At 74.1% G+C, this 24,312-nt stretch carries 24 protein-coding genes; 9 read left to right on the plus strand and 15 right to left on the minus strand.

The window, feature by feature from the left end:
- Positions 1-131: 131 nt before the first annotated feature.
- Together ACI79C_RS22060 and ACI79C_RS22065 are read left to right on the plus strand one after the other, a co-directional pair.
- On the plus strand, positions 132-1,208 hold the full coding sequence (locus ACI79C_RS22060; protein ID WP_456947831.1) for an alkene reductase: 1,077 nt from the start codon (positions 132-134) through the stop codon (positions 1,206-1,208).
- Between the two features lie 89 nt (positions 1,209-1,297).
- Positions 1,298-1,852 (plus strand): hypothetical protein, encoded by a 555-nt coding sequence (locus ACI79C_RS22065; RefSeq protein WP_456947832.1) that lies wholly within the window; start codon positions 1,298-1,300, stop codon positions 1,850-1,852.
- Between the two features lie 20 nt (positions 1,853-1,872).
- Here ACI79C_RS22065 and ACI79C_RS22070 read toward each other — a convergent pair whose 3' ends face one another.
- The 5 genes from ACI79C_RS22070 to ACI79C_RS22090 form a co-directional block, all read right to left on the minus strand.
- Entirely contained in the window at positions 1,873-2,532 is a 660-nt protein-coding gene (locus ACI79C_RS22070; protein WP_456947833.1) for an SRPBCC family protein, read from the minus strand.
- A complete protein-coding gene (cutA, locus tag ACI79C_RS22075; protein ID WP_456947834.1) occupies positions 2,529-4,952 on the minus strand; it encodes an aerobic carbon-monoxide dehydrogenase large subunit in 2,424 nt (807 codons plus the stop codon). Before cutA ends, ACI79C_RS22070 begins: the two co-directional genes overlap by 4 nt.
- Complete coding sequence (locus ACI79C_RS22080; protein WP_456947835.1) at positions 4,949-5,467, minus strand: (2Fe-2S)-binding protein; 519 nt, start codon at positions 5,465-5,467, stop codon at positions 4,949-4,951. Before ACI79C_RS22080 ends, cutA begins: the two co-directional genes overlap by 4 nt.
- Before the next feature lie 76 nt (positions 5,468-5,543).
- Positions 5,544-6,422 carry an FAD binding domain-containing protein gene (locus tag ACI79C_RS22085; RefSeq protein ID WP_456947836.1) on the minus strand — a complete coding sequence of 293 codons (879 nt, stop codon included), beginning with the start codon at positions 6,420-6,422 and terminating at the stop codon, positions 5,544-5,546.
- A 364-nt stretch (positions 6,423-6,786) separates the two neighbouring features.
- Positions 6,787-8,265: a uracil-xanthine permease family protein gene (locus ACI79C_RS22090; RefSeq protein ID WP_456947837.1), complete on the minus strand. Its 1,479-nt coding sequence runs from the start codon at positions 8,263-8,265 to the stop codon at positions 6,787-6,789.
- A 163-nt stretch (positions 8,266-8,428) separates the two neighbouring features.
- On the opposite strand from ACI79C_RS22090, the gene ACI79C_RS22095 reads away from it, so the two are divergent.
- Complete coding sequence (locus ACI79C_RS22095) at positions 8,429-9,943, plus strand: FdrA family protein (protein WP_456947838.1); 1,515 nt, start codon at positions 8,429-8,431, stop codon at positions 9,941-9,943.
- Positions 9,940-11,349 (plus strand): DUF1116 domain-containing protein, encoded by a 1,410-nt coding sequence (locus ACI79C_RS22100; protein WP_456947839.1) that lies wholly within the window; start codon positions 9,940-9,942, stop codon positions 11,347-11,349. The genes ACI79C_RS22095 and ACI79C_RS22100 overlap by 4 nt, the downstream gene beginning before the upstream one ends.
- Positions 11,350-11,599: 250 nt before the next feature.
- Here ACI79C_RS22100 and ACI79C_RS22105 read toward each other — a convergent pair whose 3' ends face one another.
- The gene (locus ACI79C_RS22105; RefSeq protein WP_456947840.1) at positions 11,600-12,247 is read right to left on the minus strand and encodes a DUF998 domain-containing protein; all 648 of its coding nucleotides are present in this window, start codon (positions 12,245-12,247) and stop codon (positions 11,600-11,602) included.
- 149 nt (positions 12,248-12,396) lie between these two features.
- On the opposite strand from ACI79C_RS22105, the gene ACI79C_RS22110 reads away from it, so the two are divergent.
- On the plus strand, positions 12,397-13,083 hold the full coding sequence (locus ACI79C_RS22110) for a TetR/AcrR family transcriptional regulator (RefSeq protein ID WP_456947841.1): 687 nt from the start codon (positions 12,397-12,399) through the stop codon (positions 13,081-13,083).
- A 131-nt stretch (positions 13,084-13,214) separates the two neighbouring features.
- On the opposite strand, the gene ACI79C_RS22115 is transcribed toward ACI79C_RS22110, so the two are convergent.
- Positions 13,215-13,979, minus strand: coding sequence for a DUF2470 domain-containing protein (locus tag ACI79C_RS22115; RefSeq protein ID WP_456947842.1), 765 nt, complete (start codon positions 13,977-13,979; stop codon positions 13,215-13,217).
- 70 nt (positions 13,980-14,049) lie between these two features.
- Between ACI79C_RS22115 and rpsD the strand changes: the two genes are divergently transcribed.
- On the plus strand, positions 14,050-14,652 hold the full coding sequence (gene rpsD, locus ACI79C_RS22120; protein ID WP_456947843.1) for a 30S ribosomal protein S4: 603 nt from the start codon (positions 14,050-14,052) through the stop codon (positions 14,650-14,652).
- Positions 14,653-14,759: 107 nt separating this feature from the next.
- Here the strand turns inward: rpsD and pcaD are convergent, their stop codons facing one another.
- The 7 genes from pcaD to ACI79C_RS22155 all read right to left on the minus strand — a co-directional run bounded on the left by pcaD (position 14,760) and on the right by ACI79C_RS22155 (position 20,672).
- Complete coding sequence (pcaD, locus tag ACI79C_RS22125) at positions 14,760-15,518, minus strand: 3-oxoadipate enol-lactonase (protein ID WP_456947844.1); 759 nt, start codon at positions 15,516-15,518, stop codon at positions 14,760-14,762.
- Positions 15,519-16,007: a nuclear transport factor 2 family protein gene (locus tag ACI79C_RS22130; protein WP_456947845.1), complete on the minus strand. Its 489-nt coding sequence runs from the start codon at positions 16,005-16,007 to the stop codon at positions 15,519-15,521.
- Positions 16,004-16,291, minus strand: coding sequence for a muconolactone Delta-isomerase (catC, locus tag ACI79C_RS22135; RefSeq protein ID WP_456947846.1), 288 nt, complete (start codon positions 16,289-16,291; stop codon positions 16,004-16,006). The genes ACI79C_RS22130 and catC overlap by 4 nt, the downstream gene beginning before the upstream one ends.
- Before the next feature lie 2 nt (positions 16,292-16,293).
- The gene (locus ACI79C_RS22140; protein ID WP_456947847.1) at positions 16,294-17,415 is read right to left on the minus strand and encodes a muconate/chloromuconate family cycloisomerase; all 1,122 of its coding nucleotides are present in this window, start codon (positions 17,413-17,415) and stop codon (positions 16,294-16,296) included.
- A gap of 72 nt (positions 17,416-17,487) precedes the next feature.
- Positions 17,488-18,345 (minus strand): catechol 1,2-dioxygenase, encoded by an 858-nt coding sequence (gene catA / locus ACI79C_RS22145; RefSeq protein ID WP_456947848.1) that lies wholly within the window; start codon positions 18,343-18,345, stop codon positions 17,488-17,490.
- Positions 18,346-18,411: 66 nt separating this feature from the next.
- A complete protein-coding gene (locus ACI79C_RS22150; protein WP_456947849.1) occupies positions 18,412-20,004 on the minus strand; it encodes a 4-hydroxyphenylacetate 3-hydroxylase N-terminal domain-containing protein in 1,593 nt (530 codons plus the stop codon).
- Between the two features lie 95 nt (positions 20,005-20,099).
- Positions 20,100-20,672: a flavin reductase family protein gene (locus tag ACI79C_RS22155; RefSeq protein WP_456947850.1), complete on the minus strand. Its 573-nt coding sequence runs from the start codon at positions 20,670-20,672 to the stop codon at positions 20,100-20,102.
- Between the two features lie 117 nt (positions 20,673-20,789).
- Here ACI79C_RS22155 and ACI79C_RS22160 point away from each other — a divergent pair, with 117 nt between their 5' ends.
- Positions 20,790-21,581: an IclR family transcriptional regulator domain-containing protein gene (locus ACI79C_RS22160; protein WP_456947859.1), complete on the plus strand. Its 792-nt coding sequence runs from the start codon at positions 20,790-20,792 to the stop codon at positions 21,579-21,581.
- A 4-nt stretch (positions 21,582-21,585) separates the two neighbouring features.
- Positions 21,586-22,122: an RNA 2'-phosphotransferase gene (locus ACI79C_RS22165; RefSeq protein ID WP_456947851.1), complete on the plus strand. Its 537-nt coding sequence runs from the start codon at positions 21,586-21,588 to the stop codon at positions 22,120-22,122.
- Here ACI79C_RS22165 and ACI79C_RS22170 read toward each other — a convergent pair.
- Positions 22,098-23,198 (minus strand): PP2C family protein-serine/threonine phosphatase, encoded by a 1,101-nt coding sequence (locus tag ACI79C_RS22170; RefSeq protein ID WP_456947852.1) that lies wholly within the window; start codon positions 23,196-23,198, stop codon positions 22,098-22,100. The genes ACI79C_RS22165 and ACI79C_RS22170 overlap by 25 nt on opposite strands.
- A gap of 138 nt (positions 23,199-23,336) precedes the next feature.
- On the opposite strand from ACI79C_RS22170, the gene ACI79C_RS22175 reads away from it, so the two are divergent.
- Complete coding sequence (locus ACI79C_RS22175; protein ID WP_456947853.1) at positions 23,337-24,128, plus strand: SDR family NAD(P)-dependent oxidoreductase; 792 nt, start codon at positions 23,337-23,339, stop codon at positions 24,126-24,128.
- Positions 24,129-24,312 lie beyond the last annotated feature (184 nt).

Raw genomic sequence — 24,312 nt, forward strand, 5'->3', positions numbered from 1 at the left:
TGCACCGCGCCACTCGACGGCCGACGATCCTCTGTGACGCCATGGTGAGAGCGGCGGGACCCGCGTCACTGTGAGCGTCGTGACGGTCGCGTCCCGGAATGGCGGCCCCGTGGTCGAGCGTCGAACTCCCCGTGGACCTGTTCTCCCCCGTGACCCTGGGCGACATCGAGCTCGCCAACCGCGTCGTGATGGCCCCGCTGACCCGCATGCGCTCCGGTGCCTCCGGCGTCCCCGGTGACCTCGTCGTCGAGCACTACCGCCAGCGCGCCGGCGTCGGCCTGATCATCACCGAGGGCACCTACCCCAACCACGAGTCGCAGGCGTTCGTCGGCCAGCCGGGCATCGTCACCGACGAGCAGGTCGAGGGCTGGCGCCGCGTCGCCGAGGCGGTGCACGCCCGCGGCGGCAAGGTCGTGATGCAGGTGATGCACGGCGGCCGGGTCACCCACCCCGACGTCAACGGCGGCCGCCGCGTCGTCGCCCCCAGCGCCATCGCGATCGACGGCGAGGGGCACACCGAGAAGGGCAAGCAGCCCTACCCGGTCCCGCACGCGCTGACCGTGGCCGAGGCCCGCGACGTCGTCTCGGACTTCGTCTCCGCCGCTCGCCGCGCCGTCGAGGCCGGCCTGGACGGCGTGGAGGTCCACGGCGCCAACGGCTACCTGCTGCACGAGTTCCTCTCCCCGGCGTCCAACCAGCGCACCGACGAGTACGGCGGGTCGCCGGCCAACCGGGCGCGCTTCGTCGTCCAGGTGGTGACGGCGGTGGCCGCGGCGATCGGCGCGGGCAGGGTCGGCCTGCGGATCTCCCCCGAGCACGGCATCCAGGACGCCCTCGAGCCCGATCGGGACGACGTCCTCGCCACCTACGGCACCCTCGTCGACCAGCTGGCCCCGCTGGGCCTGGCCTACCTGTCGGTGCTGCACCGCGAGCCCGCCGGCGACCTGGTGCAGGAGCTGCGCCGGCGCTTCGGCGGTCCGCTGATCGCCAACAGCGGCTTCGGCACGGTGACCACCCGCGACGAGGCCGTGGCGCTCATCGAGGCCGCGCACGCCGACGCCGTCGCCGTGGGCCGCGCCGTCCTCGCCAACCCCGACCTGGTGGAGCGGTGGGCCGGCGAGCACCCGGAGAACGAGCCCAAGGCTCACCTGTTCTACGCGACCGGCCCCGAGGGTTACACCGACTACCCGACGCTGCGCGCGAGCTGACGCCGCGCTCGGTGCACCCAGCGCGGTCCGGCGCCGTCCGGGATCGCGCTGGGTGCACACGGCGCTCGCCGGCCGGGTACGGGGCCGGCGTGGACCTCGACGACGTCGTGCCGGGAGCCGACCACGTCACCCGCCAGGCGCGGTGGGTCGACGCCCCGCCGGCCGTGGTCTGGGACGAGCTGCACCGCGTGCGACTGTCCCGGCTGCCGGTGACGGTCGCGCTCGGCGCCGCGCGGTTCCTCCCGGTCGTCCTCACCGGGCGGGGGAGGGGACACCTCCGCGACCGGCCGTTCCTCGACGCGCTCCCGGTGCCGCTGCTGTCCTCGGTCCCGCCGGTCTCCGCGGTGTTCGGCGGCGTGCTGCAGGCGTGGCGGCTGGACGGCGGGGAGCGACCGCCGCCGCTCGACGCCGACGGCCTGCGGGCCTGGTCGGAGCCCGGCTGGGTCAAGGCGGCCCTGGACTTCCGGCTGACGCCGTCCCGCGGTGGCACGGAGTTGTGCTCGGAGACCCGCATGGTGGCGACCGACCCGGCCACGCGGCGGTGCTTCGCCCGCTACTGGCTCGTGGTCCGGCCGGGCAGCTCCGCGATCCGGTGGGAGCTGCTGGCCGCGGTCGCGCTGCGCGCGGAGGCCCGCGCCGCCTGAGCCCCTCGTCCGGGGGCGGGTCAGCCCCTGCGGCGGCCGAGCAGCCAGCCGACGACGACGCCGAGCAGGGTCAGCCCGGCACCGCCGAGCGCGCCGGTGACCAGCGTCCGGACGTCGGACGGCGCGGCGGGCGCGGCGGCAGCCCGGCCGGCGAACACCGTGGGGGCAGCGGCAGCCGGGGCCGCCTCGCCCGCAGCGGCGGGAGCCTCAGCGGCCGGAGCCTCGACCGCAGGAGCGGCCACCCCGGTCAGCTCATCGTCGATCGCCGTGAAGAACTGCCCGGCCATCCGCTTGGCGACGCCGGTGATCATCCGCTGACCCACACCCGCGACCGGACCGCCGATGACCGCGTCGGCCGAGTAGGTCAGCGTCGTCGCGCCGCCGTCGGACGGCTCCAGGTTGATCGTCACCTGCGCCCGCGCGTTGCCGGGAGCGCCGGCACCGGACGCGTGCATCACGTAGGACTTCGGCCGGTTCTGGTCGGTCAGCCGGACCTCGCCGGCGTAGGTGCCCTTGATCGCCCCGACCCCGACCGAGACCCTCATCTCGTACTCGTCGTCCCCGACCTTCCGGAGCGACTCGCACCCGGGGATCGTGCGGGCCAGCACCGCCGGGTCGGTGATCACCGACCACACCCGCTCCGGGTCGGCGTGCAGCACCGCAGAGCCGTCGAGGTTCACGCGTTCACTCCTGTCCCCGCCCGGCGCGTGGCCGCGGCGGTCTGTTCCGAATCGGGGGACCGCATCAGGTCGTAGAGCTGGGTCGGGGAGAGCGGCATCGCCGCGATCCGCCGTCCGGTCGCGTCCTCGACGGCCGAGGCGATCGCCGCCGTCCCGGGGATGACCCCGGCCTCGCCGGCGCCCTTGATGCCCAGCGGGTTGAGCGGCGACGGGGTCTCCTGGTGGTCGATCACCACGTCGGGGATCTCGGACGCGTACGGCATGAGGAAGTCCATGAACGAGGCGTTCTGCAGCTGGCCGTCGGCGTCGTAGGCCATCCGCTCGTACAGCGCGCCGCCGATGCCCTGGGCGACGCCGCCGTGCACCTGGCCCTCGACGATCATCGGGTTCACGACGTTGCCGCAGTCGTGCACGACCGCGTACTTCACGACGTCGATCTCCCACGTCGCCGGGTCGATCTCGACCACCGCCGCGTGCGCGCCGGAGGCGAACGTCGACCGGATCGGCGAGTAGTAGTCCCGGTGCTCCAGGCCCGGCGCGTCGCCCTCGGCCACCGGCGGCTTCGTGTCGTCGGCCGGCGCGGCGAACTGGGTCGCCTGCTTGGCCGCCTCGTCGAAGGCGTAGCGCAGCGGGTTGGACAGGACGGCGACCGTCCGCAGCGGGATCGAGGCGCCGGGCGTCCCCTTCACCTGCACGACGCCGTCGTCGATCTCCAGGTCGCCGGCGTCGACCTCCAGGACGTCGGCGGCGATCCGCAGCGCCTTCTCGCGCACCCCACGCGCGGCCAGCGCGATCGCGTTGCCGCTCATCACCGCCGCGCGGGAGGCGAACGTCCCGACCGCGTACCCGAACCGGCGGGTGTCGCCGGTGGTGACCTCGATGTCCTCGATCGGCACCCCGAGCTCGGAGGCGACGATCTGCGCGAACGCCGTCTCGTGCCCCTGGCCCTGCGACGTCAGCCCGGTCGACACCAGCACCTTGCCGCTGCCGAGCACCTGCACGTGCCCGCCCTCGTACGGGCCGGGGCCGGTGCCCTCGACGTACATCGCCATGCCGACGCCGAGCAGCCTGCCCCGCGCCTCGGCGTCCGCCCGGAGCTGCTCGGCCTGCTCCCAGCCGATGAGGTCGCGCAGCTTGTCGAGCAGCCCCGCGTAGTCGCCCGAGTCGTAGATGACCGGCCGGCCGTCCTGGAACGTCAGCCGGTGGTCGTAGGGGAACTGGTCGCGCTGGATCAGGTTGCGCTCTCGCACGACGGCCCGGTCCAGCCCGAGGTCGTCGGCGATGCGGTCCATCGTCCGCTCCATCGCGTAGCAGCCCTGCGGCCGCCCGGCGCCGCGGTAGGGCGTCACGATGACGGTGTTGGTGAAGACGCTCTCCACGACCACCCGGTACACCGGGATGACGTAGGGCCCGACCAGCTGGGTCGCGGTCACGATCGGCACGATGATCCCGTAGGGCGTGTACGCGCCGTTGTCGTGCCAGATGTGGACGTCGAGCGCGGTGATCTTCCCGTCGTCGTCGTACCCGACGGTGATCTCCTGCCGCTGCTGGCGCTCGTGGGCGCTGGAGATGAAGTGCTCGCGGCGGTCCTCGGTCCACTTCACCTCGGCCTGCAGCGCGATCGCCGCCATCGGCACCAGCAGCTCCTCCGGCCACGGGTGCACGATCTTCACGCCGAAGCCGCCGCCGACGTCGGGCGCGATCACCTCGACCTCGTCGAGCGACAGCTCCAGCTTCGCCGCGATCGCCGCGCGCACCGACGTCGAGGCCTGGGTGCTGGTGTAGACCCGCAGGCTGTGGTCCGCGGCGTCCCACCGCGCGTGCACGCCCTTGCCCTCCATGGGCATGCAGGCGCTGCGCTCGATGTACTGGGTGAACGACAGCGTGCGCGGGCTGGTCGCGAGCGCGGGCTCGACGTCCCCGGTCTCCTGGTGGTGCCGCGCGGCGACGTTGTCCGGGATCTCCTCGTGCACGGCGTGCCGGGCCTCTCGCGCGGCGTCCACCCCGACGACGGGCGGCAGCTCCTCGTAGGTGACGACGATCCGCTCGGCGGCGTCCTCGGCGAGGTACCGGTCGGTGGCCACCACCATGACGATCGGCTCGCCGACGTGGTTGACCTCGCCGTTGGCCAGCGGGTGGCCGGTGCGCGGCGCGTGTAGCTGCGGGTGCGGGATGAGCACCGGCAGCGGCTCGGCGAGCGGGCCGGTGAGGTCCTCGTAGGTGTAGATCGCGACCAGGCCCTCGACGTCGAGCGCGCCCTCGACGTCGATGTCGACGATGCGGGCGTGCGCGTGCGGGCTGCGCACGAAGGCCGCGGCCAGCGCGGTGGAGCCGATGTCGTCGAGGTAGCGGCCCTTGCCGGTGATGAGGCGGGCGTCCTCGCGCCGGCGGACCGGCTCCCCGAACAGCTTGGTGGTCACTGCGCGTCCCGCATCGCCGCGGCCGCGTGGTGCACGGCCTTCTTGATGTTCGCGTAGCCGGTGCACCGGCAGAGGTTGCCGCCGACGAGGTCGTCGACCTCCTCCTCGGTGAGCTCGGCGGACGCGTCGCGGTCCTCCAGCCCCGCCTTGATCGTCATGAGGAAGCCCGGCGTGCAGAACCCGCACTGCAGGGCGTGGCACTCGCGGAAGGCCTCCTGGACCGGGTGCAGCACCTGGCCGCCCCGGCCGTCGTCCCTGGCCAGGCCCTCGACGGTCTGCACCGACGCCCCGTCCACCTGGACGGCGAGCACCAGGCAGGAACGCACCGGGGCGCCGTCCACGATCACGGTGCAGGCGCCGCAGACGCCGTGCTCGCAGCCGACGTGGGTGCCGGTGAGGCCGAGGTCGTGGCGCAGCGCGTCCGACAGCAGCCGGCGCACCGGCACGGTGGCTTCCCGTGGCACACCGTTCACGGTGACGGTGATGGTCCGCTCGGTGTCGACGGACGCGGTCATGCGGCGGTCCTCTCGGTGCTCATGGCTCGGTTCCGGACTCGCTCCGCTCCTCGGTCGCTGGCGCTCCCTGCGATGCTCACTCGCCCGTCACCTCCGCGATCGCCTCGGCGGCGGCGTCGGCCAGCGTTCGTTCGGTCAGGACGCCGACCAGCAGGCGGCGGTAGTCCGCGCTGGCGTGCAGGTCGCCGTCCGGGTCGACCAGGGTCCGGGCCAGGGCGCCGGCGGCCGCCCAGTCGGCCTTCTCGACCGGCTGCCCGGCGACGGCGTCGGTCAGGTCGTGCACCTCGGGCACCAGGCCGACGGAGATGTAGGCGGCGCGTGCGGCGGCCACGCGACGGGACTCGTCGAGCGTGACGACGACACCGGCGCCGCAGACCGCGTAGTCGCCCTTGCGGCGGGCGACCTCGGCGAAGGCGGTGCCCGAGCGGTCGGGCAGGGCGCCGAAGGACGCGGAGGTGACGATCGCCGGGCCGGACAGCGAGGTCTCCAGCGGGCCGACGAACAGGTCGCGCCAGGCCACGTCCCGGGTGCCCGACGGCGTGGCGACGGTGACCGAGCCGTCGGTCAGCGCGAGGACCGAGGTCATCTCGCCGGAGGGGTCGGCGTGCGCGATGGAGCCGACCGTGGTCCCGCGGTTGCGGATCGCGGGGTGGGCGACGTTCGCCGTCGCCCGGGCGAGCAGCGGCTGCACGCGCGCGGCGGAGGCGTCGCCGAGCAGCGCCGCGTGCCGGACCAGCGCGCCCACCCGCACGCCGTCCGCGGTCGCCTCCACGGCGTCGAGACCGGGGACCCGGTTGATGTCCACCAGCGTGGCCGGCGCCGCGAGCCGCATGGACAGCAGCGGGAGCAGCGACTGGCCGCCGGCGAGCACCTTGGCGCCCTCCTCGTCGGCGAGGACCGCGAGGGCCTCCTCGAGGGACCGCGGGTCGGCGTAGCGGAAGGGTGCCGGCTTCACCGCGCGCCGGCTCCCCGGCTGGTGCGCCCAGCCCTCGACCGGCGAGGGACCGGCGCGGTGTCCCCGCTCCGGTCCTCCGTCTGGCGCAACGCCACGAATGCCTCCCTGTCGCACGGGTCCGACTCGAGGGTGCCGCTCGACGGGCGACACCCGGGCCGGCACGCCGAATGTTCCACGCGGCCTGCCGGGACGGAAGTACCTCAGCGCTAAATGTTCGAACCGGGTCGAACGGTCGCCCGGCCGCCCGGCCGCACGGCCGGCGGGACCGGCCTCCAACGGGGAGGGGACCCCGCCACGAGCCGGCGGGGTCCCCTCCGAGGAGTGCTGCGCCGGGCCCTTCGAGGAGGACGCCGGCGCAGCTCCGTCACTTGCTGAGCGTGTCCCCGCCCGGTGCGCGGGTGCCGGGGATCCCGGGACGGCCGACCTGGTCGACCGACGAGGGGTCGGCGCTGACCTCGTGCCGACCCGTGTGGCCCAGCGCGGGCCCGGTGCCCTCACCGAAGCCGCCCTCGCGCAGCAGCGCCTCCTTCATCTCGGCCGGCGCCACCGCGCGCGCGAGGTGCCAGCCCAGGACGGCGACGATCGAGCCCAGCGCGATGCCGCCGAGGGAGAAGTTGTCGGAGAAGACCAGCTGCACGTCGCCGACCGCGATGATGATGCCCGCGGCCAGCGGGACCAGGTTGATCGGGTTGGCGAAGTCGACCCGGTTCTCCTTCCAGATCTTCGCCCCGAGCAGGCCGATCATCCCGTAGAGGACGACGGTGATCCCGCCGAGGACCCCGCCCGGGACGATGTTGATCAGCGCGCCGAACTTCGGGCAGAGGCCGAGCAGGATCGCCACGACCGCGGCCACGTAGTAGGCCGCCGTCGAGTAGACGCGGGTGGCCGCCATGACGCCGATGTTCTCGGCGTAGGTGGTCGTGGGGGAGCCACCGACCGAGGTCGCCACGACGGTCGCGACACCGTCGGCCGCGATCGCCCGGCCCATGTAGGGGTCCAGGTCGCGCTTGGTCATCTCGGCGACCGCCTTGACGTGCCCGGTGTTCTCCGCGATCAGCGCGATGACCGCCGGCAGCACCAGCAGGGAGAAGTTCACCGAGAAGCTCGGGGCGATGAAGTCGGGCAGCCCGAACCAGTCGGCCTGGGTCACCGAGTCGAAGTTGATGCGGTCGCGGGTGGTGACCGTGCCGGTGCCGTCGGGCGAGGTGATCTGGCCGGCGGTGGCGTCGAGCAGCACCGACAGCAGGTAGCCGAAGACCAGGCCGAGCAGGATCGAGATGCGCGCCCAGAAGCCGCGCAGCAGCAGCGAGGCGACGATGACGAACGTCATCGTGGCCAGCGCGACCCACTGGTCCTGCGGCCAGTAGATGCCGGCGACGACCGGGGCCAGGTTGAACCCGATCAGCAGCACCACCGCGCCGGTGACCGCCGGCGGCAGGATCGCGTGCAGGAAGCGGACGCCGGCGACGTGGATGAGCAGACCCACGAGGGCCAGCACCACGCCGGAGACGAGGATCGCCCCGACGACGTCCGAGGAGTCACCGCCCGCCCCCCGGACGGCGACCACCCCGCCGACGAACGAGGCGCTGGTCCCCAGGTAGCTGGGCACCTTCCCGTTCACGATGAGCAGGAAGATGATCGTCGCGATGCCGCTCATCATGATCGCGAGGTTGGGGTCGAGCCCCATGACGATCGGGAAGACGAACGTCGCCCCGAACATGGCGACCACGTGCTGGGCGCCGATGCCGATCGTGCGCGGCCACGACAAGCGCTCATCGGGCGCGACGGCCTCGCCCAACGGCGGGGTCTTGCCGTCCCCGTAGAGCTTCCAACCGAACGCCATGAGTGCCTCCTCGACGTGCACTACGACCTGGCCCGGCCCGGCCGACGGGTGTCGCCCGGCACCAGGGACGCGTCAATGTGGCACGGGCCGGGAGGCGCGCGGAAGTACCTCAGTGCTAAATCGTTATTGCCAAGATGTCTCAGCGCTGAGATAAATTGTCGGGGTGAGCGCCCCTCCCTCCGTCACCGGAGCCCGGCACGTCTCCCTGCGCAGCGGCGTCTACGCCGACTCCGTGAAGTTGATGCAGGTCAGCCGCGACATCGGCGCCCGTGAGGGGGTCGCCGCGGTCCTGGTCGCGATGGCCACGCCGCTGAACCTGGAACTGGCTGCGGGCATGGGCCTGGCGCCCGACTCCGACGCCTCGCCCGACCAGCTGCTCATCGCCATCAGGGCGTCGGACGACGACGTCCTGGCCGCCGCGGTCGCCGCCGTCGACGCCGCGCTGGCCGCCCGCGAGCGCTCCGGTGGCACCGCCGAGGCCATCCCGCCCCGGACCATCGGCGCGGGCCTCGACGCCCTGCCCACCGACGGCTCCGCACTGGCCATCGTCAGCGTGCCCGGGCAGTACGCGGTCGCCGAGGCCGCCGACGCGATCGCCGCCGGCCGCAGCGTGCTGGTCTTCTCCGACGGGGTGCCCGTCGAGGACGAGGTCGCCCTCAAGCGCGCCGCGCACGACGCCGGCGTGTTGGTCATGGGGCCGGACTGCGGGACGGCGATCGTCTCCGGTGTGGCCCTCGGGTTCGCCAACGTGGTGCGCAGCGGCCCGGTCGGCCTGGTCGCCGCCTCCGGCACCGGCGCGCAGCAGGTCTCCTGCCTGCTCGACATGGCCGGCGTCGGCGTCAGCCACGTCCTCGGCGTCGGCGGCCGGGACCTCTCCGAGGCCGTCGGCGGGCTGGCCACCCTGGACGCGCTCGCCGCCCTGGACGCCGACCCCGCCACCGAGCGGGTGCTGCTGGTCTCCAAGCCGCCGGCGCCGTCGGTCGCGGCCGCGGTGGAGGAGGCCGCCGGGCGGCTGTCGGTCCCGGTGCGGTCGGCCGCCCTGTCGCCCGACACCCCCGACCTCACCGCCGCGGTCGAGGCGCTGCTCACCGACATGGGTGCCGAGGTGCCGCAGTGGCCGTCGCGGCCGGGCGACGGCACGCCCGCCGCACCGGGCGCCGTCCTCAAGGGCCTGTACTCCGGCGGCACGCTGGCCGACGAGGCGATGCTGCTGGCCGCCCCGGTGCTCGGCGACATCCGGTCCAACACCCCGCTGCGTCCCGAGCTCGGCTTCGTCGTCGACCCATCCGCTCCAGACCTGTCCGCCCGCGGGCACGTGGTCGTCGACTTCGGCGACGACGCGCTCACCGTCGGCCGGGCGCACCCGATGATCGACCCGACGCTGCGGCTCGAGGCCATCAGCAACCTGGCCGCCCGCGGGGAGCCCGCGGTGCTGCTCCTCGACGTCGTCCTCGGCCACGGCGCCGACCCCGACCCCGCGCGCTCGCTCGTGCCGGCCCTGACCGCCGCCCGCCGCCACGTGTCCCTGCCGGTCGTCGTCGCCCTCGTCGGCACCGAGGCGGACCCGCAGGGCTGGAGCCGCCAGGCCGACGCCCTCGCCGCCGCCGGCGCCGCCGTCTTCGCCTCCAACGCCGCGGCCACGCGGTACGCCCTCGACCTGCTGGGAGCAGCGCGATGACCCTGGGGAACCTCCTCTCCGCCCCGCCGGCGATCGTCGCCGCCGGTGTGGACGTCTTCTCCGACGCGCTGCGCGCCCAGGGCGCCGAGGTGCACGACGTCGACTGGCGCCCGCCGGGCTTCGGCGACCCGGCCGACCTGGCCGCGCTGGCGCTCGACCCCCGGCGCGCGGCGGCCAACCGCACCGCCGTGGAGCGGGTGATGGCCGCCGGGTCGCAGCTGGTCGACGTCCGGCCGGCCCGCGAGGTGCTCGACCTGCCCGACCGCACGCTGCTGCACGCCGGCCCGCCGATCGCGTGGGCCGACGCCAGCGGTCCGCTGCGCGGCGCCCTCATCGGCGCCTGTCTGTTCGAGGGTTGGGCGGACTCGGTGGAGGACGCCGAGCGGGTGCTCGCCGCCGGCGAGATCACCCTCGACCCCTGTCACCACCACCGGGCGGTCGGCCCGATGGCCGGCGTCACCAGCCCCTCCATGTGGATGTGGTGCCTCTCGGACCCGGTGCACGGCGGGCAGGCCTTCTGCAACCTCAACGAGGGCCTGGGCAAGGTGCTGCGGATGGGCGCCTACAACGACGAGGTGCTCACCCGGCTGCGCTGGATGCGCGACGTGCTCGGCCCGGTGCTGCAGGCGGCGGTCCGCTCGATGGCCGAGCCGCTGGACGTCAAGGCCGTGCTCGCGCAGATGCTGCAGATGGGCGACGAGGGGCACAACCGCAACCGCGCCGGCTCGCTGATGACCCTGCGCGAGCTCTCGCCGGCGATCGTGGCGGTCGACGCCCCGGCGTCGGACATCGCCGCGGTGCTGCGCTTCATCGGCGGCAACGAGCACTTCTACCTCAACCTCGGCATGCCGACGGCGAAGCTCGCGATGGACGCCGCCCGTGGCATCCCCGGCTCGACGATGGTCACGGTGATGTCGCGCAACGGCACCGAGTTCGGCATCCAGACCGCCGGCACCGGCGACCGCTGGTTCACCGGCCCGGCGAACACCCCGGTCGGCCTCTTCCTCGGCGACTACGGGCCCGAGGACGCCAACCCCGACATCGGCGACTCCGCAATCATGGAGACCTACGGCGTCGGCGGGTTCACCATGGCGGCGGCCCCGGCGATCGTCCGGTTCGTCGGCGGCACCGTGCCCGACGCGCTGGCCACCACCGAGCGGATGTACCAGCTCACCCTGGCGGAGAACCCGGCCATGCAGGTGCCGATCCTCGGCTTCCGCGGCTCGCCGACGGGGATCGACGTCCTCAAGGTGGCGCGGACCGGCTGGCTGCCGCAGATCAACACCGGCATGGCCGGGCGGGTGGCCGGCACCGGCCAGGTCGGCGCGGGGCTGGTCCAGCCGCCGCAGCAGTGCTTCGAGCAGGCGCTGGCCGCCCTCGCAGGGGAGCTGCGCGCCGCGGCCTGAGCGAGCGCTCCCACGGGGACCCCGTCGGGGTGGCCCTGCGCGGACCCTGCAGCACCCGCCGTCGAGTCCTGCGAACTCGTGGCCATCAACGCCCGGTGGCCACGAGTTCGCAGGACTCGCGGGGCGCGCCGCAGCCCACCTCCGGCCGCGCTGCTGCCTCGGGTCCCGTGCGCCGTCCAGTGTCGGCGGCCGGTGGACGCGGCAAGGGTCCCGGCTGGGGCCGCTCTGCTGCCGTCCGACACGGACCGGGTCAGCCGCGGGGGCGGGTGGGGTGCGGCGTCCGCCGGTAGAGGTGCACCGACACGGCCGCGATCCAGCCCCAGCCGACGACGACGCCGACCCACAGGCCGAGCACCGCCCAGGACGACGTCGATCCACTGGCGACCCCCAGGAAGCCGGCCAGCACGACGGCGGCGGTGACCACGGACGCGCGGGCCCAGCCGCGCCGTCCCTCGGTGGCGAACCGTCGTGCCATCACGGCGGCCGCGGCCACCAGGCAGCCGGACCCGATGCCGCCGGCGGCCAGGTGCAGCACCCCGGAGAGGCTGACCTCGACCGGGGCCCCGGCGGGGGTCCCGACGGGGAACCCGTCCATCGGGTCGGCGACGAACGCCCCGGCGGCCACCAGGGACAGGCCGTAGCCGGTGAGCAGGCCGGCGACCCCGGAGCCGAGCCGCCCGCCGGACAGTGCGCGGCGCACCCCCGCGGCGGCGGCGACGGTCATCAGCCCCGTGACGATGAGCGTGGCGACGTGGATCCAGCCCAGGGGGCCGTTGGCCAGGAGGCTCAGGGAGTGGCGGGTGAGGTCGAAGCCGTCCCGGGTCAGGGCCTGCACCAGGCCGGAGGTCAGGTAGACGGCGCCGGCCAGGGGCCCGTAGCCGAGGAGGGAGCGGGTCACTGCCGAGGCCCGGTCGCATCGCGGGGCGGGGGCGGGGGCGGCGGAGAGCGGGGCTGCGCTGGCGGTCATCGGTCTGCCTCTCGGGAGTTCTTACACTGGTCAGTGCAAGAGACGGTGCGGGCGGGTGGAACTCATCGGAGGTCCCGGCGATGGACGGACCAGGCGCGGCGGATGCCCCGGCGACCGCACCCCGCGAGCCCGGTGGAGGTCAGCGGCCCGCGCTCGACCCGCGCGTGGTGCGCAGCCGGTCCGCCGTCCTGGCGGCGGCCACCGCGCTGTTCCTCGAGCGGGGCTACGTCGAGACGAGCATCGACGACGTCGCCGTCCGCGCGGGGGTGGCGAAGAAGACCGTCTACAACCACTTCGTCGACAAGGAGCGGCTCTTCACCGAGGTCGTCCTGGGCACCACCGCCACGGCCGAGGCGTTCGCCGACGAGCTCGTACGGGCGCTCGACGACGTCGCGGACGTGGAGGGAGCGCTGCACGAGCTGGCCCGCCGGCACCTCGCGTCGGTGGCCCGTCCGCAGGTCGTCCGGCTGCGCCGGCTGGCCAGCGCGGAGTCGCGGCGCTTCCCCGAGCTGGCGCGCGAGTACCACCGGCGTGCGCCCGACCGGGTGATCAGCGCGCTGGCCGCGGCGTTCGCCGACCTGGGCCGTCGAGGTCGGCTGCGCGTCGCCGATCCCCGGCTCGCGGCCGAGCACTTCGCCTTCCTCGTGGTGGGGCCGACCCTCGATCGCGTCATGTTCGAGGGGGAGGGCGCCGTGCCGGACGGGGCCGAGCTGGACCGTCGGGCCCGTGCCGGCGTCGAGGTCTTCCTCGCCGCCCACGGTGCCTGACCCGGGGGCGGAGAACGCCCAGACCGGCGGCACCCGCGTCGGGTCCTGCGAACTCGTGGCCATCGGCGCCCGATGGCCACGAGTTCGCATGAGTCGTCGACGGCGCAGGGCCCGGATCGCGGCCCCGGCGGTCAGTCGCGGGCGCAGGCCAGCAGGGTGGCGACGGCCCCCGCGAACTCCCCGGGACCGCTCAGCGGCGCGCTGAACGGCGTCCGCAGGTCGTAGCACCCGCGGCGGTGCTCCACGCGGAAGAGGATGCCGAAGCGGTCGACGCCGAGCAGGTGGACGTCGTCGTCGCCGGTCCACGCGCGGACCCGGGCGCACAGCTCGGCGAGCGGGCCCGCGGAGTCGGCGAGCAGGTCGTCCTCGGCGGCGCCCAGCGGATCGGGCCGGGCGGCCGCGTACTCCTCGGGCGTGATCTCGGTGCACCCGCCCCCCTCGTGCAGCAGGACCTCTGCGAGGTCGAGCCGCAGCAGCACGGCCGACAGCCCCACGTCGAGCAGCACGTCGGCCGGGGTGACCTCGGCGAAGGCGAGCACCAGGTCGGGCTCCTCGCGAGCCGGGACCGGGGTGAGCCACCCGGCCAGCTCCAGCCGAGCCCGGAGCGGGTTGCGCAGCGGCAGGGCCGAGCGGGCGGTCACCGTCACGCGGGCGGGCAGGTCGCCCTCGGGAGCGCGGTGCACCGCCTCGGCCAGGCCGCCGGCGCCGGGCACCACCACGAGCACCTCGCCGTCGGCGGTGGTGGTCGCGGCCAGCAGTCGGCTGGTGCCCAGCCCGAGGGCGGTGATCGAGGCGGCGGGCCGGGTGGCGACCGTGCGGGCCCGCTCGGCGGCGGTGGCCGTGCCGGCGGCGGAGGCGCGGGCGGCGGAGGGCGGGGTCGGGTGGCCGGAGGTCATGGCATCCCTCGGGGTCGACGACGGGGTGCTCTAGGGTAGTAAGGTGAGCCTAACCAAACTAGGAGGTCCCGTGAACACCCCGCGCCCCAAGGTCCGGCTCAGCCGCGCGCTGGGCATCCCGCTGACACCGAAGTCGGTCGCCTACTTCGAGCGCCGTCCCTACCCGCCGGGTGAGCACGGCCGCAAGCGGAAGAGCACCAGCGACTACAAGACCCGGTTGCTCGAGAAGCAGCGGCTGCGCGCCCAGTACGACATCAGCGAGACCCAGCTGCGGGCGGCGTTCGACCGGGCCAAGCGCGCCGGCGGCAAGACCGGCGAGGCGCTGATCCAGGACCTCGAGTCGCGCCTGGACGCCACCGTCCTCCGCGCCGGCTTCGCGCGGACCATCTACCAGGCCCGCCAGTTCGTCACCCACCAGCACGTGCTGGTCAACGGCAAGCGCGTCGACCGCCCCTCGTACCGGCTCGAGCCCGGCGACTTCATCGAGGTCGCCGAGAAGTCGAAGGAGAAGGAGCCCTTCCTCGTCGCCGCCTCAGGCGCCCATGCCGAGGCGCCGGAGTACCTCGAGGTCCGGCTGGCCGACCTGGTCGCCCGGGTGGAGCGGACGCCGGCCCGCGACGAGGTCCCGGTGCTCTGCGAGGAGCAGCTCGTCGTGGAGTACTACTCCCGCTGACCGACGCGCGAGATCTGCACAGCGCGAGACCTGCACAGTGCGAGATCTGGACAGTGGCGCTCATCGGCCGCCCGATGGCGACCACTGTGCAGATCTCGCCGGCGGCCTCAGCCCAGGTGACGGGCCAGCGCGGCGTTCACCGTCTCCGGGTCGGTGACGTTGGGCAGGTGCGCCGCCCCGGGGACGACGACGAACTCCGCGCCGATGCCGTCGGCGATGACCTGCACCATCTCCGGCGGCGTGGCCGGGTCCTCGGCGCCGGCCAGCACGATCGTCGGCGTCGTGATCTCGCCCAGCCGGTCGCGGACGTCGAACGTGCCGATCGCCTCGCAGCAGGCGGCGTAGCCCTCGCGCGGGGTGTCGCGCAGCATCTTCAGCAACCGCAGGGCCTCGTCGGGGTGCTGCTCGGCCCAGGCCGCCGTGAACCACGTGCCGGTCCGGGACCCGACCAGCACCTCCGTCCCCTGCTCGCGCACCTGCTGCGCGCGGGCGGTCCACGAGGGCGGGTCGGCGAACTGTGCGGCCGAGGCGATGACCGCCAGCTTCTCCAGCCGCTCGGGCACGGTGAGGGCCAGCTGCTGGCCGATCGCCCCGCCGATCGAGACCCCGGCGTAGGAGAAGCGCTCGATCCCGAGCCGGTCGAGCAGGGCGAGCACGTCGGCGGCGAGGTCGGCCATCGTGCACGGCCCGGGGACCACCTCCGAGCCGCCGTGCCCGCGCAGGTCGTAGCGGACGACGCGGAACTCCCCGTCGAACGCCTCGGCCTGGGCGTCGAACAACCCGGTGTCGGTCCCGAGGGAGGGGCCCAGCACGAGGACCGGCGCCCCCTCCTGGCCTTCGTCGATGCAGTGCAGGCGTGCGGTCATCTACAGAGCTCTCCCGGGGACGGCGGCGTTGCGGGCCGCCTCGAGGGTGAAACGGTGCTGGTCCCATCCAACCGCCAGCGGCGCCCAGTAGGAGAACCGGACCTGCTTGACCCGGTAGCGCCACCCCTCCTCGGTGCGGACCAGCTCGTCGGCGTACCGCCCGGCCGCCACGTGCGGCACGCCGTCGACGACGCAGGGCTGCCACAGCAGCGAGCGCACCGTGGCGGTGTCGCCGTCCACCGCGACCTCGAGGTTGGACACGTGGTGCCAGAAGGCGGTCAGCCCGCCGTCGGCGAGGCCGGAGAAGAAGGCGAGCAGGTCGTCCCGGCCCTGCACCCGGGACAACCCGTCGAACACGCCGTCCGGGGTGAACAGCCCGACCAGCGCCGGCCAGTCGCCGTCGTCGAGCAGCCGGCAGTAGACGGCGTCGAGGCCCCGGATCGACTCGGCGTCCTCGAGTCGCCGCAGCCGCTCCTCGACCGACGTCACGGGTTGGCCGACAGCGCCGACGGGTGCTCGGTCAGCGGCGTCACCGCGATGGTCATGAACGGGAACAGCGGCAGGTTCCAGAGGATCTCGTGCAGCTCGTCGGAGCTGTCGACGTCGAAGACGCTGATGTTGCTGTACTGGCCGACCACCCGCCACAGGTGCACCCAGGTGCCCTTCCGCTGCAGCTCCAGGGCGCGGGCCTTCTCCCGGGTCAGCAGGTCGGTGCGCTCGGCGGGGTCGAGGTCGCGGGGGACGGCGACGTCCATGCGGACGTGGAACAGCATGCTCAGCTCCTCCTGAAGCGGGCGACGGCGGCCGGGTCGAGCTCCACGCCCAACCCCGGGCCCTCGGGCAGGTGCAGGTGACCGTCGGCGTAGCGCAGCGGCTCGGTCACGAGCTCCTCGCGCATGAGCAGCGGGCCGAACAGCTCGCTGCCGTAGGTGACGCCGGGCGTCGCGCAGGCCAGGTGCAGCGACGCCGCCGTGCCGATCGGGCCCTCGATCGACGTCCCGCCGTGGCAGGGGACGCCGGCGGCGGCCGCGACGTCGGCGATCTGGCGGGTGTACCGCAGCCCGCCGGACTTGGTGGTCTTGAGGGAGAACACGTCGGCGGCCCGCAGCTTCACCAGCCGCAGCGCGTCCGACGGCGTCCGCAGGCTCTCGTCGGCCATCACCGGGATCGGCAGCGCCGCGTTGATCTCGGCCAGCCACTCCACCTCGGCGCCGGGCACCGGCTGCTCGACCAGGTCGACGCCGGCCTCGGCCAGCCGCGGCAGCCAGCGCAGCGAGGTCATCAGGTCCCACCGGGCGTTGATGTCGACCCGCACGCTGGCCTCGCCGGCCAGCTTCGAGGCGACCTCGACGACCCGGGCGACGTCGTCCTCGGGCTCGTGGGCGCCCATCTTGAGCTTGAAGCTGGTGTGCAGCCCGGCGGCGAGCTTGGCCTGGGCCTCCTCGACCACCTCGGCGGCGGACTCGGTGCCCAGCGCCCAGGTGACCGGGATCGACGTCCGGGCCAGGCCGCCGAGCAGGGTGTGCACGGGGACGCCGAGGCTGCGGGCCCACGCGTCGTGCAGCGCGACCTCCACGGCGGCCTTGGCGTAGAGGTTGGCGTTGACGACGTCGTTGACCGCCTGCTGGATGCCGGCGACGTCGTCGACCCGGCGGCCGAGCAGCAGCGGGGTCACGTACCGATCGATGACCAGCTGCATGGTCTCCACCGACTCGCCGCCCCACCACGGCCCGCCGGGGACGACGCCCTCGCCCACGCCGCGCACGCCGCCGCGGGTGGTCACGGTGACCAGCAGGATCGGCTGCGCGTCCATGCCGGTCCGCGCGAAGCGGTGGGCGCGGCGCAGGGGGACGTCGAGGACCGCCGTCTCGACGCGCTCGATGGTCAGGTCGCTCATGGTGTTTCCCTCCGCTCAGCGGCCGTCCTCCCCGCCCAGGGCGTGCCGGGGCGGGGAGGACGGGATCGGATCTCAGGCCGGCTCGAGGACGAAGTCGTAGGTGACCGCCCGGGTGCCGTCGCCCTGGTCCTGCGGGTCGAGCATCAGCTCGGGCTTGGTGGCCTCGGCCACGTCGCTGTCGACCCACTCGCCGCCGGCGAAGTACAGCTGCGTGGTGATCGTGCGGTGCCCGGGCGCCCGCACCAGCAGGTGCAGGTGGGCCGGGCGCCACGGGTGCCAGCCGGCTGCGGTGATCAGCTTGCCGGTGGGCCCGTCGGTGGGGATCTGGTACGGCGCGGGCTGGACGGTCCGGATCTCGAAGCGCCCCTCGTCGTCGGTGACGACGACCCCGCGCAGGTTGCCCTCGGGGATGTGCGGGGCGAAGCCGGAGTAGTAGCCCTGGTCGTCGGCCTGCCAGATGTCGACCTCGGCGCCGGCCAGTGGGGTGCCGTCGACGTCGCGGACCTGCCCGCTGAACACCAGCGGCGTGCCGGCCTCGTCGTCCCGCATGGGCAGGGTGGCCTGCGCCGGGAGACGCTTCTGGCCGGGCAGGTAGTAGGGGCCGAGGATGCTGCCCTTGGTGCCGGTCTGCGTGCGGGCGGCGACCTCCTCGACGACGTGCTCGACGAACACGTCGAGGAACAGCGGCCACTCGCCGCCCTCGCCGACCTCGATCATCCAGGCCTTGGCGGCCTGGAACTCCGGATAGGTCACGTCGTGCTCGCGGATGGCCTGGTGCACGCCCTGCAGGACGGCCTTCACGACGGTGCTGACCCGCTCGGGCGAGACCGCGGCCTCGCCCACGTGGTACTGCTCGGTGGTCCGGAAGGACGCCGTGGCGTTGGCGCCGGAGCCGGCCGCGGTCGGGCTGCTCTGCTCGACGGTGGTCATGGGATCTCCTGTCGGGTGGTGTGGTGGAGCGGATCCGCCCGCGGAACGCGGACGGATCCACTCCGGCTAGCGGCGGTTGGCGAAGAAGGAGACGTCGTCGTTGCCGACGAGGTCGGGCACGGTCCAGCCGTCGAGGTCGTACTCGGCCAGGCAGGCCTCGGCGAGGCCCTTCATCGAGCCCGTGGTGCCCTGGGCCTCGGCGGCGAAGAGCAGCTCGGCCTTCACGTTCTCGTGGTTGCCGGAGTAGTTGCGCTCGTAGAGCTCGTGGCGGCCGCCGAACTCGGTGCCCACGGCGTCCCAGAGGGCCTTCATGACCTTGACCCGGTCGACGGCCTCGATGCCGTTGGACCCGCGCACGTACTTGTCCAGGTAGGGGCGGACCTCGGGGGTCTGGAAGTCGATCGCGTGCGAGTTGAGGTAGATCAGCCCGCTGGCGACGTCGGACTCGATGATCTCCTTGACCCGGGGATAGCCCTGGATCATGAACATCCGGTAGGTCAGCCCGTAGTCGAGCTTGGGCAGCGTGGTGCCGCCGACCCACTCGTCGGGGTTGGCGCACATCGCGTCGGTGAGCGCCCAGAAGACGTTGCGCCAGCCGATGACCTCACCGACGCGGGTCTGCACGCCCCGGAAGTCCTTGCTGCCGGTCGCCTCGAGCGCCTTGAGCAGCAGACCGGCGATGAAGTCGAGCTTGACCGCCAGGCGGGTGCAGCCGTGCAGGGTGAACCGGGGGATGAAGCCGGACACCGGGAAGAAGCCGTTGATCTTCTCGATGTCGCCGTAGAGGAAGACGTTCTCCCAAGGCACGAGCACCTCGTCGAACACGAAGATCGTGTCGTTCTCGTCCATCCGGCTCGACAGCGGGTAGTCGAACGGGCTGCCCATGACGGCGGCCTGCTGGGTGTAGGAGGTGCGGCAGATCAGCTTCACGCCCGGCGCGTCCATCGGCACGGTGCAGATGAGGGCGAACTCCTTCTTCTTGATCGGGAGTCCGTAGTGGGCGATGAAGTTGTAGTTGGTGATCGCCGAGCCGGTGGCCACGACCTTGGCGCCGGACACGACCAGCCCGGCGTCGGTCTCCTTCTCCACCTTCATGAAGACGTCGCCGACCTCGTCCGGCGGCAGGTTGCGGTCGACCGGCGGGTTGATGATCGCGTGGTTCCAGTACAGGACCTTCTCCTGCGACTCCCGGTACCAGCGCTTCGCGTTGTCCTCGAACGGCGCGTAGAACTCGCTGTTGGCGCCCAGGGTGCCGAGGAAGCTGGCCTTGTAGTCCGGTGAGCGGCCCATCCAGCCGTAGGACTTCCGGGCCCAGTGGGCGATCGCGTCGCGGTCGCGGACCATGTCCTCGCTCGAGTGCGGCGCACGGAAGAACGGGTGGGTGAAGCCGCCGCTGCCGGTGTCGGTCGGCACGGTCAGGACCTCCTGCTGGTCCGGGTCGTGCAGCGAGTCGTAGAGCCGGGCGGTCATCCGGACCGGGTTGCGGAAGGCCGGGTGCGTGGTGACGTCGGGTACCCGCTCGCCGTAGAGCCAGATCTCCCGTCCGTCGCGGATGCTCTCGATGTACTCGTCGCCGGTCATCGGCCGGGTGGCCGTTGCCTTGCCGGGCTCGGTGGGCGTGCGGGGGCTGACCGTCTCGCGTTCTTGCTCGAGCGTCACAGGGACCCTCCTTCGTCGGTGGAGTCGGGACTGCGGCCGTGCGGTGGAACGGGTGGTGCGGTTGGCCCCGTCCCGGGGAGGGACGGGGCCCTCCCTCAGGACGCGGCCCGGGAGGAGTGCGGGTGCAGCGCCGGGAAGGCCGTCGTCGCGTCGAACCAGCCCAGCTCGGGGCAGTCGAGGGACCCGCCCCAGTGGACGCCGGTGGCCGGCGCGGCCAGCTCGCGGAACCGGCCGCCGAAGAACAGCAGCGGGTCGGCGTCGGTGACGTCGAGGTCGACCACCTCACCGATCACGATGACGTGGTCGCCGCCGTCGTAGGTCCGCCACGGCCGGCAGGAGATGGTCGCGGCGTTGCCGACGAGCACCGGCGCGGTCGGGCCGTCGGCCCAGGCGGGCTCCGGGTCCTGCGGGCGGCCGGCGAAGTGCCACGCGGTGTCCAGCTGGTCGGCGGCGAGGACGTTGACCGCGAACGGCGCGCTCTCGAGGTACCCGCAGGCCTTCGACTGCCGGGTGAGCGTCACCTGGCACAGCGCCGGCTCCAGGGAGACCGCGGTGAACGCGTTGACCGTGGCGCCGTGCGGCACGCCGTCGTCCTTGGCGCAGGTGACGACGGTGACGCCGGTGGCGAACCGCCCGAAGGCGTTGCGGGTGCTGCGCGGGTCGGGCACGGTGCTCCTCCTCGCCGGTCGTACGCTATGCGTACTGGCTGACCGCATGGCGTGCAGGGAGTGTGCTGCGGGTCACGCGCGTCCGTCAACCCCCGCCGTGCAGGAAGATGGGTGGCGATGTCCGACGGCGAGCGCGAGAGCACGAACGGCGACCGCGACCACGTGCAGAGCCTCGAGCGCGGAATCGCGGTGCTGCTGGCCTTCGACGCGGAGCACCCGGAGCCGACGCTGGCCGAGTTGGCGCAGCTCACCGGCTTCTCACGGCCGGCGGTCCGGCGGTTCCTCCTCACCCTCGAGCGGATGGGCTACGTCCGGGGCCGCGGCGGGCGCTGGTCGCTGACCCCGCGGGTGCTCTCCATCGGGCAGCACTACACCGCCTCGCACGCGCTCATCGAGCTGGCCCAGCCGCACTTGCTCCGGCTGGCGGAGGAGACCCACGAGTCGGCCTCGCTGGCCACGCTGGACGGCGACGAGGTCGTCTACGTCGCCCGGGTGCCGGTGCGCCGGATCATGAGCATCAACGTCTCCGTCGGCACGCGGGTCCCCGCCTACGCCACCTCGATGGGCCGCGTGCTGCTGGCCTGGGCGCCGACCGAGGTCGTCGACGCCGCGCTCAACCGCAGGCCGCTGCCGGCCATCACCCCCAACACCGTCACCGACCCCTCGGCGCTGCGGGCGGAGCTCGCGCGGGTGCGCGACCAGGGCTGGTCCGTCGTGGCCGAGGAGCTGGAGGCCGGGCTGCTGTCGGCCTCGGCGCCGGTCCGCGACCGGTCGGGGCAGGTGGTGGCCGCGCTGGCGTCGTCCACCTCGGTGGGCCGGTCCAGCAAGGGCGAACTGCAGCGCACCGTCGTCCCCCTGCTGGTCGAGACCGCCGCCCGGATCACCGCCGACCTCGGCGGCCGGCCGTAGCGGCATGGCCCGTCGAGACGTCGTCCGGCTGGGCAAGCGGCTGTCCTACCTGCTGCGGCACGTGCCGCAGAGCGCCGGGCTGACCCTGGACGCGGCCGGCTGGGCCGACGTCGACCAGCTGCTCGCCGCGCTGGGCATCGACCGCGCGACACTGGAGCACGTCGTCGCGACCGACGACAAGCGCCGGTTCGCGTTCGACGGGACCGGCAGGCGGATCCGCGCCAGCCAGGGTCACAGCGTCACGGTCGACCTGGGCTACGCGCCGCAGACCCCGCCGCCGGTGCTGTTCCACGGGACCGTCGCCCGGTACCTCCCGGCGATCCTGGCCGAGGGGCTGCGGCCCGGACGGCGGCACGCGGTACACCTGAGCGCCGACGTCACCACCGCCCGCCGGGTGGGGAGCCGGCGTGGGACGCCGGTCGTCCTGCGGGTGGACGCGGCGGGGCTCGCGGCGGCGGGCGCGCGGTTCACCCGCTCGGCCAACGGCGTCTGGCTGGTCGACGCCGTCCCGCCCGCCTACCTGGCGGGCGAGGCCTGCTGACGGGGCAGCCGCACGGCCAGCAGGGCGACGTCGTCGTCCTCCCGGCCGCCGAGCTCGCCCAGCACGCCGTCGCAGAGCTGCTCCAGCGGCTCGCGACCGACCCGTTCCAGCGTCGCCACCAGCTCCGCCAGCCCGTCGTCCAGGGACGCCTGCCGGCGCTCCACGAGGCCGTCGGTGTAGAGGACGACGGTGTCCCCGGGACCCATCCGGACCTCGTGGTCGGCCCGCCGGGCCGTGTGGGTGACGCCGAGGAGCGGGTCGGCCGGGCGCTCGAGCAGCAGCACCCGGCCGTCCGCGCGGACGAGGACGGGCGACGGGTGCCCGGCGTTGGACCAGCGCAGCACCGACGTGCCGTCGGCGCACGGGTCCAGCGTCGCCACGGCCACGGTGACCAGCGTCCCGACGCGCACGTCCGCGAACACGCGGTCCAGGGCGGTGAGGACGGCGGCCGGCGAGCCGGGGACGGTCGGGCCGAGGGCGCGCAGCATCCCGCGGGTCTGCGCCATCGTCGCCGCGGCGGGTGCGTCGTGGCCCGCGACGTCGCCGATGACCAGCATGGTCCGCCCGTCGCCGAGCCGGAAGGCGTCGTACCAGTCGCCGCCGACCCGGGCGTGCCGGCTGGCCGCCAGGTAGCGCACGGCGGTCTGCACGGGTGCGACGTCGGGTGGGCCGCCGAGCAGGTGGCGCTGCAGGGTCTCCGCCGTCTCCACGACCGCCTGCGCCGCCGCGGCCTCGGCGCTGAGCCGCGCCAGCTCGGCCTCGCGCCGCAGGCGCAGCGTGCAGGCGCTGACCGCCAGCAGGCTGCCGAGGGCGATCAGCACCAGCCGCACCAGCTGGGTCGGCAGGGCCTCGGCCGTGTACTGCCGGTCGTAGGCGCCCAGCGCGGCGGCGACGCCGAGGGCCAGGACGCCGTAGGCCACGGTGGCCCGCCGGCCGAGCACCGTGGCCGCGACGAGAGGGGCCAGGCCCGCGAGCCCCAGGACGACCTGCCCGCGTCCGGCGGCGACGTCCAGCACGGCGACCAGGACCAGGAAGACCGCGGGCAGGGCGCGCTGCACGCGGGCGGACCCGTTCACCTGGCTGCGCTCCCGTCCGGCCCGGCCCCTCGGTCGACTGCCGGCGGCCACCGTAGACCAGGGCACCCACCGCCCCCCGGGTGCCGTGCCGCCCCGGCCCGGCGGAACAGCCGGCGGTCCCGGCGGCTTGCTCCTCGCGTGCAGATCGACCTCAGCGGCCGCACGGCCGTCGTCACCGGCTCCTCGCAGGGCATCGGCCTGGCCATCGCCACCGGACTGGCGCGGGCCGGCGCCGCCGTCGTCCTCACCGGGCGCGACGACGGGAAGCTCGCGCGCGCGGCCGACCGCCTCCGGTCCGAGGTCGAGGGGGCGGAGGTCGCCACCGTCGCCGGGGACGTCACGACCGACGAGGGCACGGCCGCGCTGCGGGCCGCGGTCCCGGACGCCGACGTCCTGGTCAACAACCTCGGCGTCTTCGGCGCGCAGCCGGTGCTGGAGATCCCCGACGACGAGTGGCGCCGCTACTTCGAGACCAACGTGCTCACCGCCGTCCGGCTGACCCGCGCGTACCTGCCGGGCATGCGGGAGCGGGGCTGGGGACGGGTGCAGTACATCGCCAGCGACTCGGCGGTGGTGGTCCCGGCGGAGATGGTGCACTACGGCGTCACCAAGACCGCCCTGCTCGCCGTGGCCCGCGGGTTCGCCAAGGAGGCCGCCGGGTCCGGCGTCACGGTCAACTCGGTGATCGCCGGACCGACCCACACCGGCGGCGTCGAGGACTTCGTGCGCACCCTCGTCGGCGACCTGCCCTGGGAGGAGGCGCAGCGGGAGTTCATGCGCCTGCACCGGCCCAACTCGCTGATCCACCGGCTGATCGAGCCCGAGGAGATCGCGCACATGTGCGTCTACCTGGCCTCGCCGCTGGCCTCGGCGACCACCGGCGGCGCCGTGCGGGTCGACGGCGGCTACGTGGACGCGATCCTGCCCTGACCGCGGGCCCGGTCGCCGCCGGGCCCGCGGCCCGCCTCAGCGGGTGAGCGTGCCCAGGTCGACCGGCAGCTGGATGCCGGTGACGTGCGGGCCTCGTCGGAGGCCAGCCACGCGACGGCGGCGGCGATGTCCTCGGGCTGGTCGCCCGGGGCTTCGCGGTGGTCAGGGTGGCACCGGGCCGGTG

The sequence above is a fragment of the Geodermatophilus sp. SYSU D00697 genome (assembly GCF_054050175.1).

Bases quoted from the DNA above. Each gene is read 5' to 3' on its own strand.
- catC (WP_456947846.1), bottom strand. From the start codon at position 16,291: ATGCTGTTCCACGTCCGCATGGACGTCGCCGTCCCCCGCGACCTCGAC.
- ACI79C_RS22115 (WP_456947842.1), bottom strand. From the start codon at position 13,979: ATGACCTCCGGCCACCCGACCCCGCCCTCCGCCGCCCGCGCCTCCGCC.
- ACI79C_RS22090 (WP_456947837.1), bottom strand. From the start codon at position 8,265: ATGGCGTTCGGTTGGAAGCTCTACGGGGACGGCAAGACCCCGCCGTTG.
- ACI79C_RS22080 (WP_456947835.1), bottom strand. From the start codon at position 5,467: ATGACCGCGTCCGTCGACACCGAGCGGACCATCACCGTCACCGTGAAC.
- ACI79C_RS22165 (WP_456947851.1), top strand. From the start codon at position 21,586: ATGGCCCGTCGAGACGTCGTCCGGCTGGGCAAGCGGCTGTCCTACCTG.
- ACI79C_RS22140 (WP_456947847.1), bottom strand. From the start codon at position 17,415: ATGAGCGACCTGACCATCGAGCGCGTCGAGACGGCGGTCCTCGACGTC.
- catA (WP_456947848.1), bottom strand. From the start codon at position 18,345: ATGACCACCGTCGAGCAGAGCAGCCCGACCGCGGCCGGCTCCGGCGCC.
- pcaD (WP_456947844.1), bottom strand. From the start codon at position 15,518: ATGACCGCACGCCTGCACTGCATCGACGAAGGCCAGGAGGGGGCGCCG.
- ACI79C_RS22110 (WP_456947841.1), top strand. From the start codon at position 12,397: ATGGACGGACCAGGCGCGGCGGATGCCCCGGCGACCGCACCCCGCGAG.
- ACI79C_RS22160 (WP_456947859.1), top strand. From the start codon at position 20,790: ATGTCCGACGGCGAGCGCGAGAGCACGAACGGCGACCGCGACCACGTG.
- ACI79C_RS22100 (WP_456947839.1), top strand. From the start codon at position 9,940: ATGACCCTGGGGAACCTCCTCTCCGCCCCGCCGGCGATCGTCGCCGCC.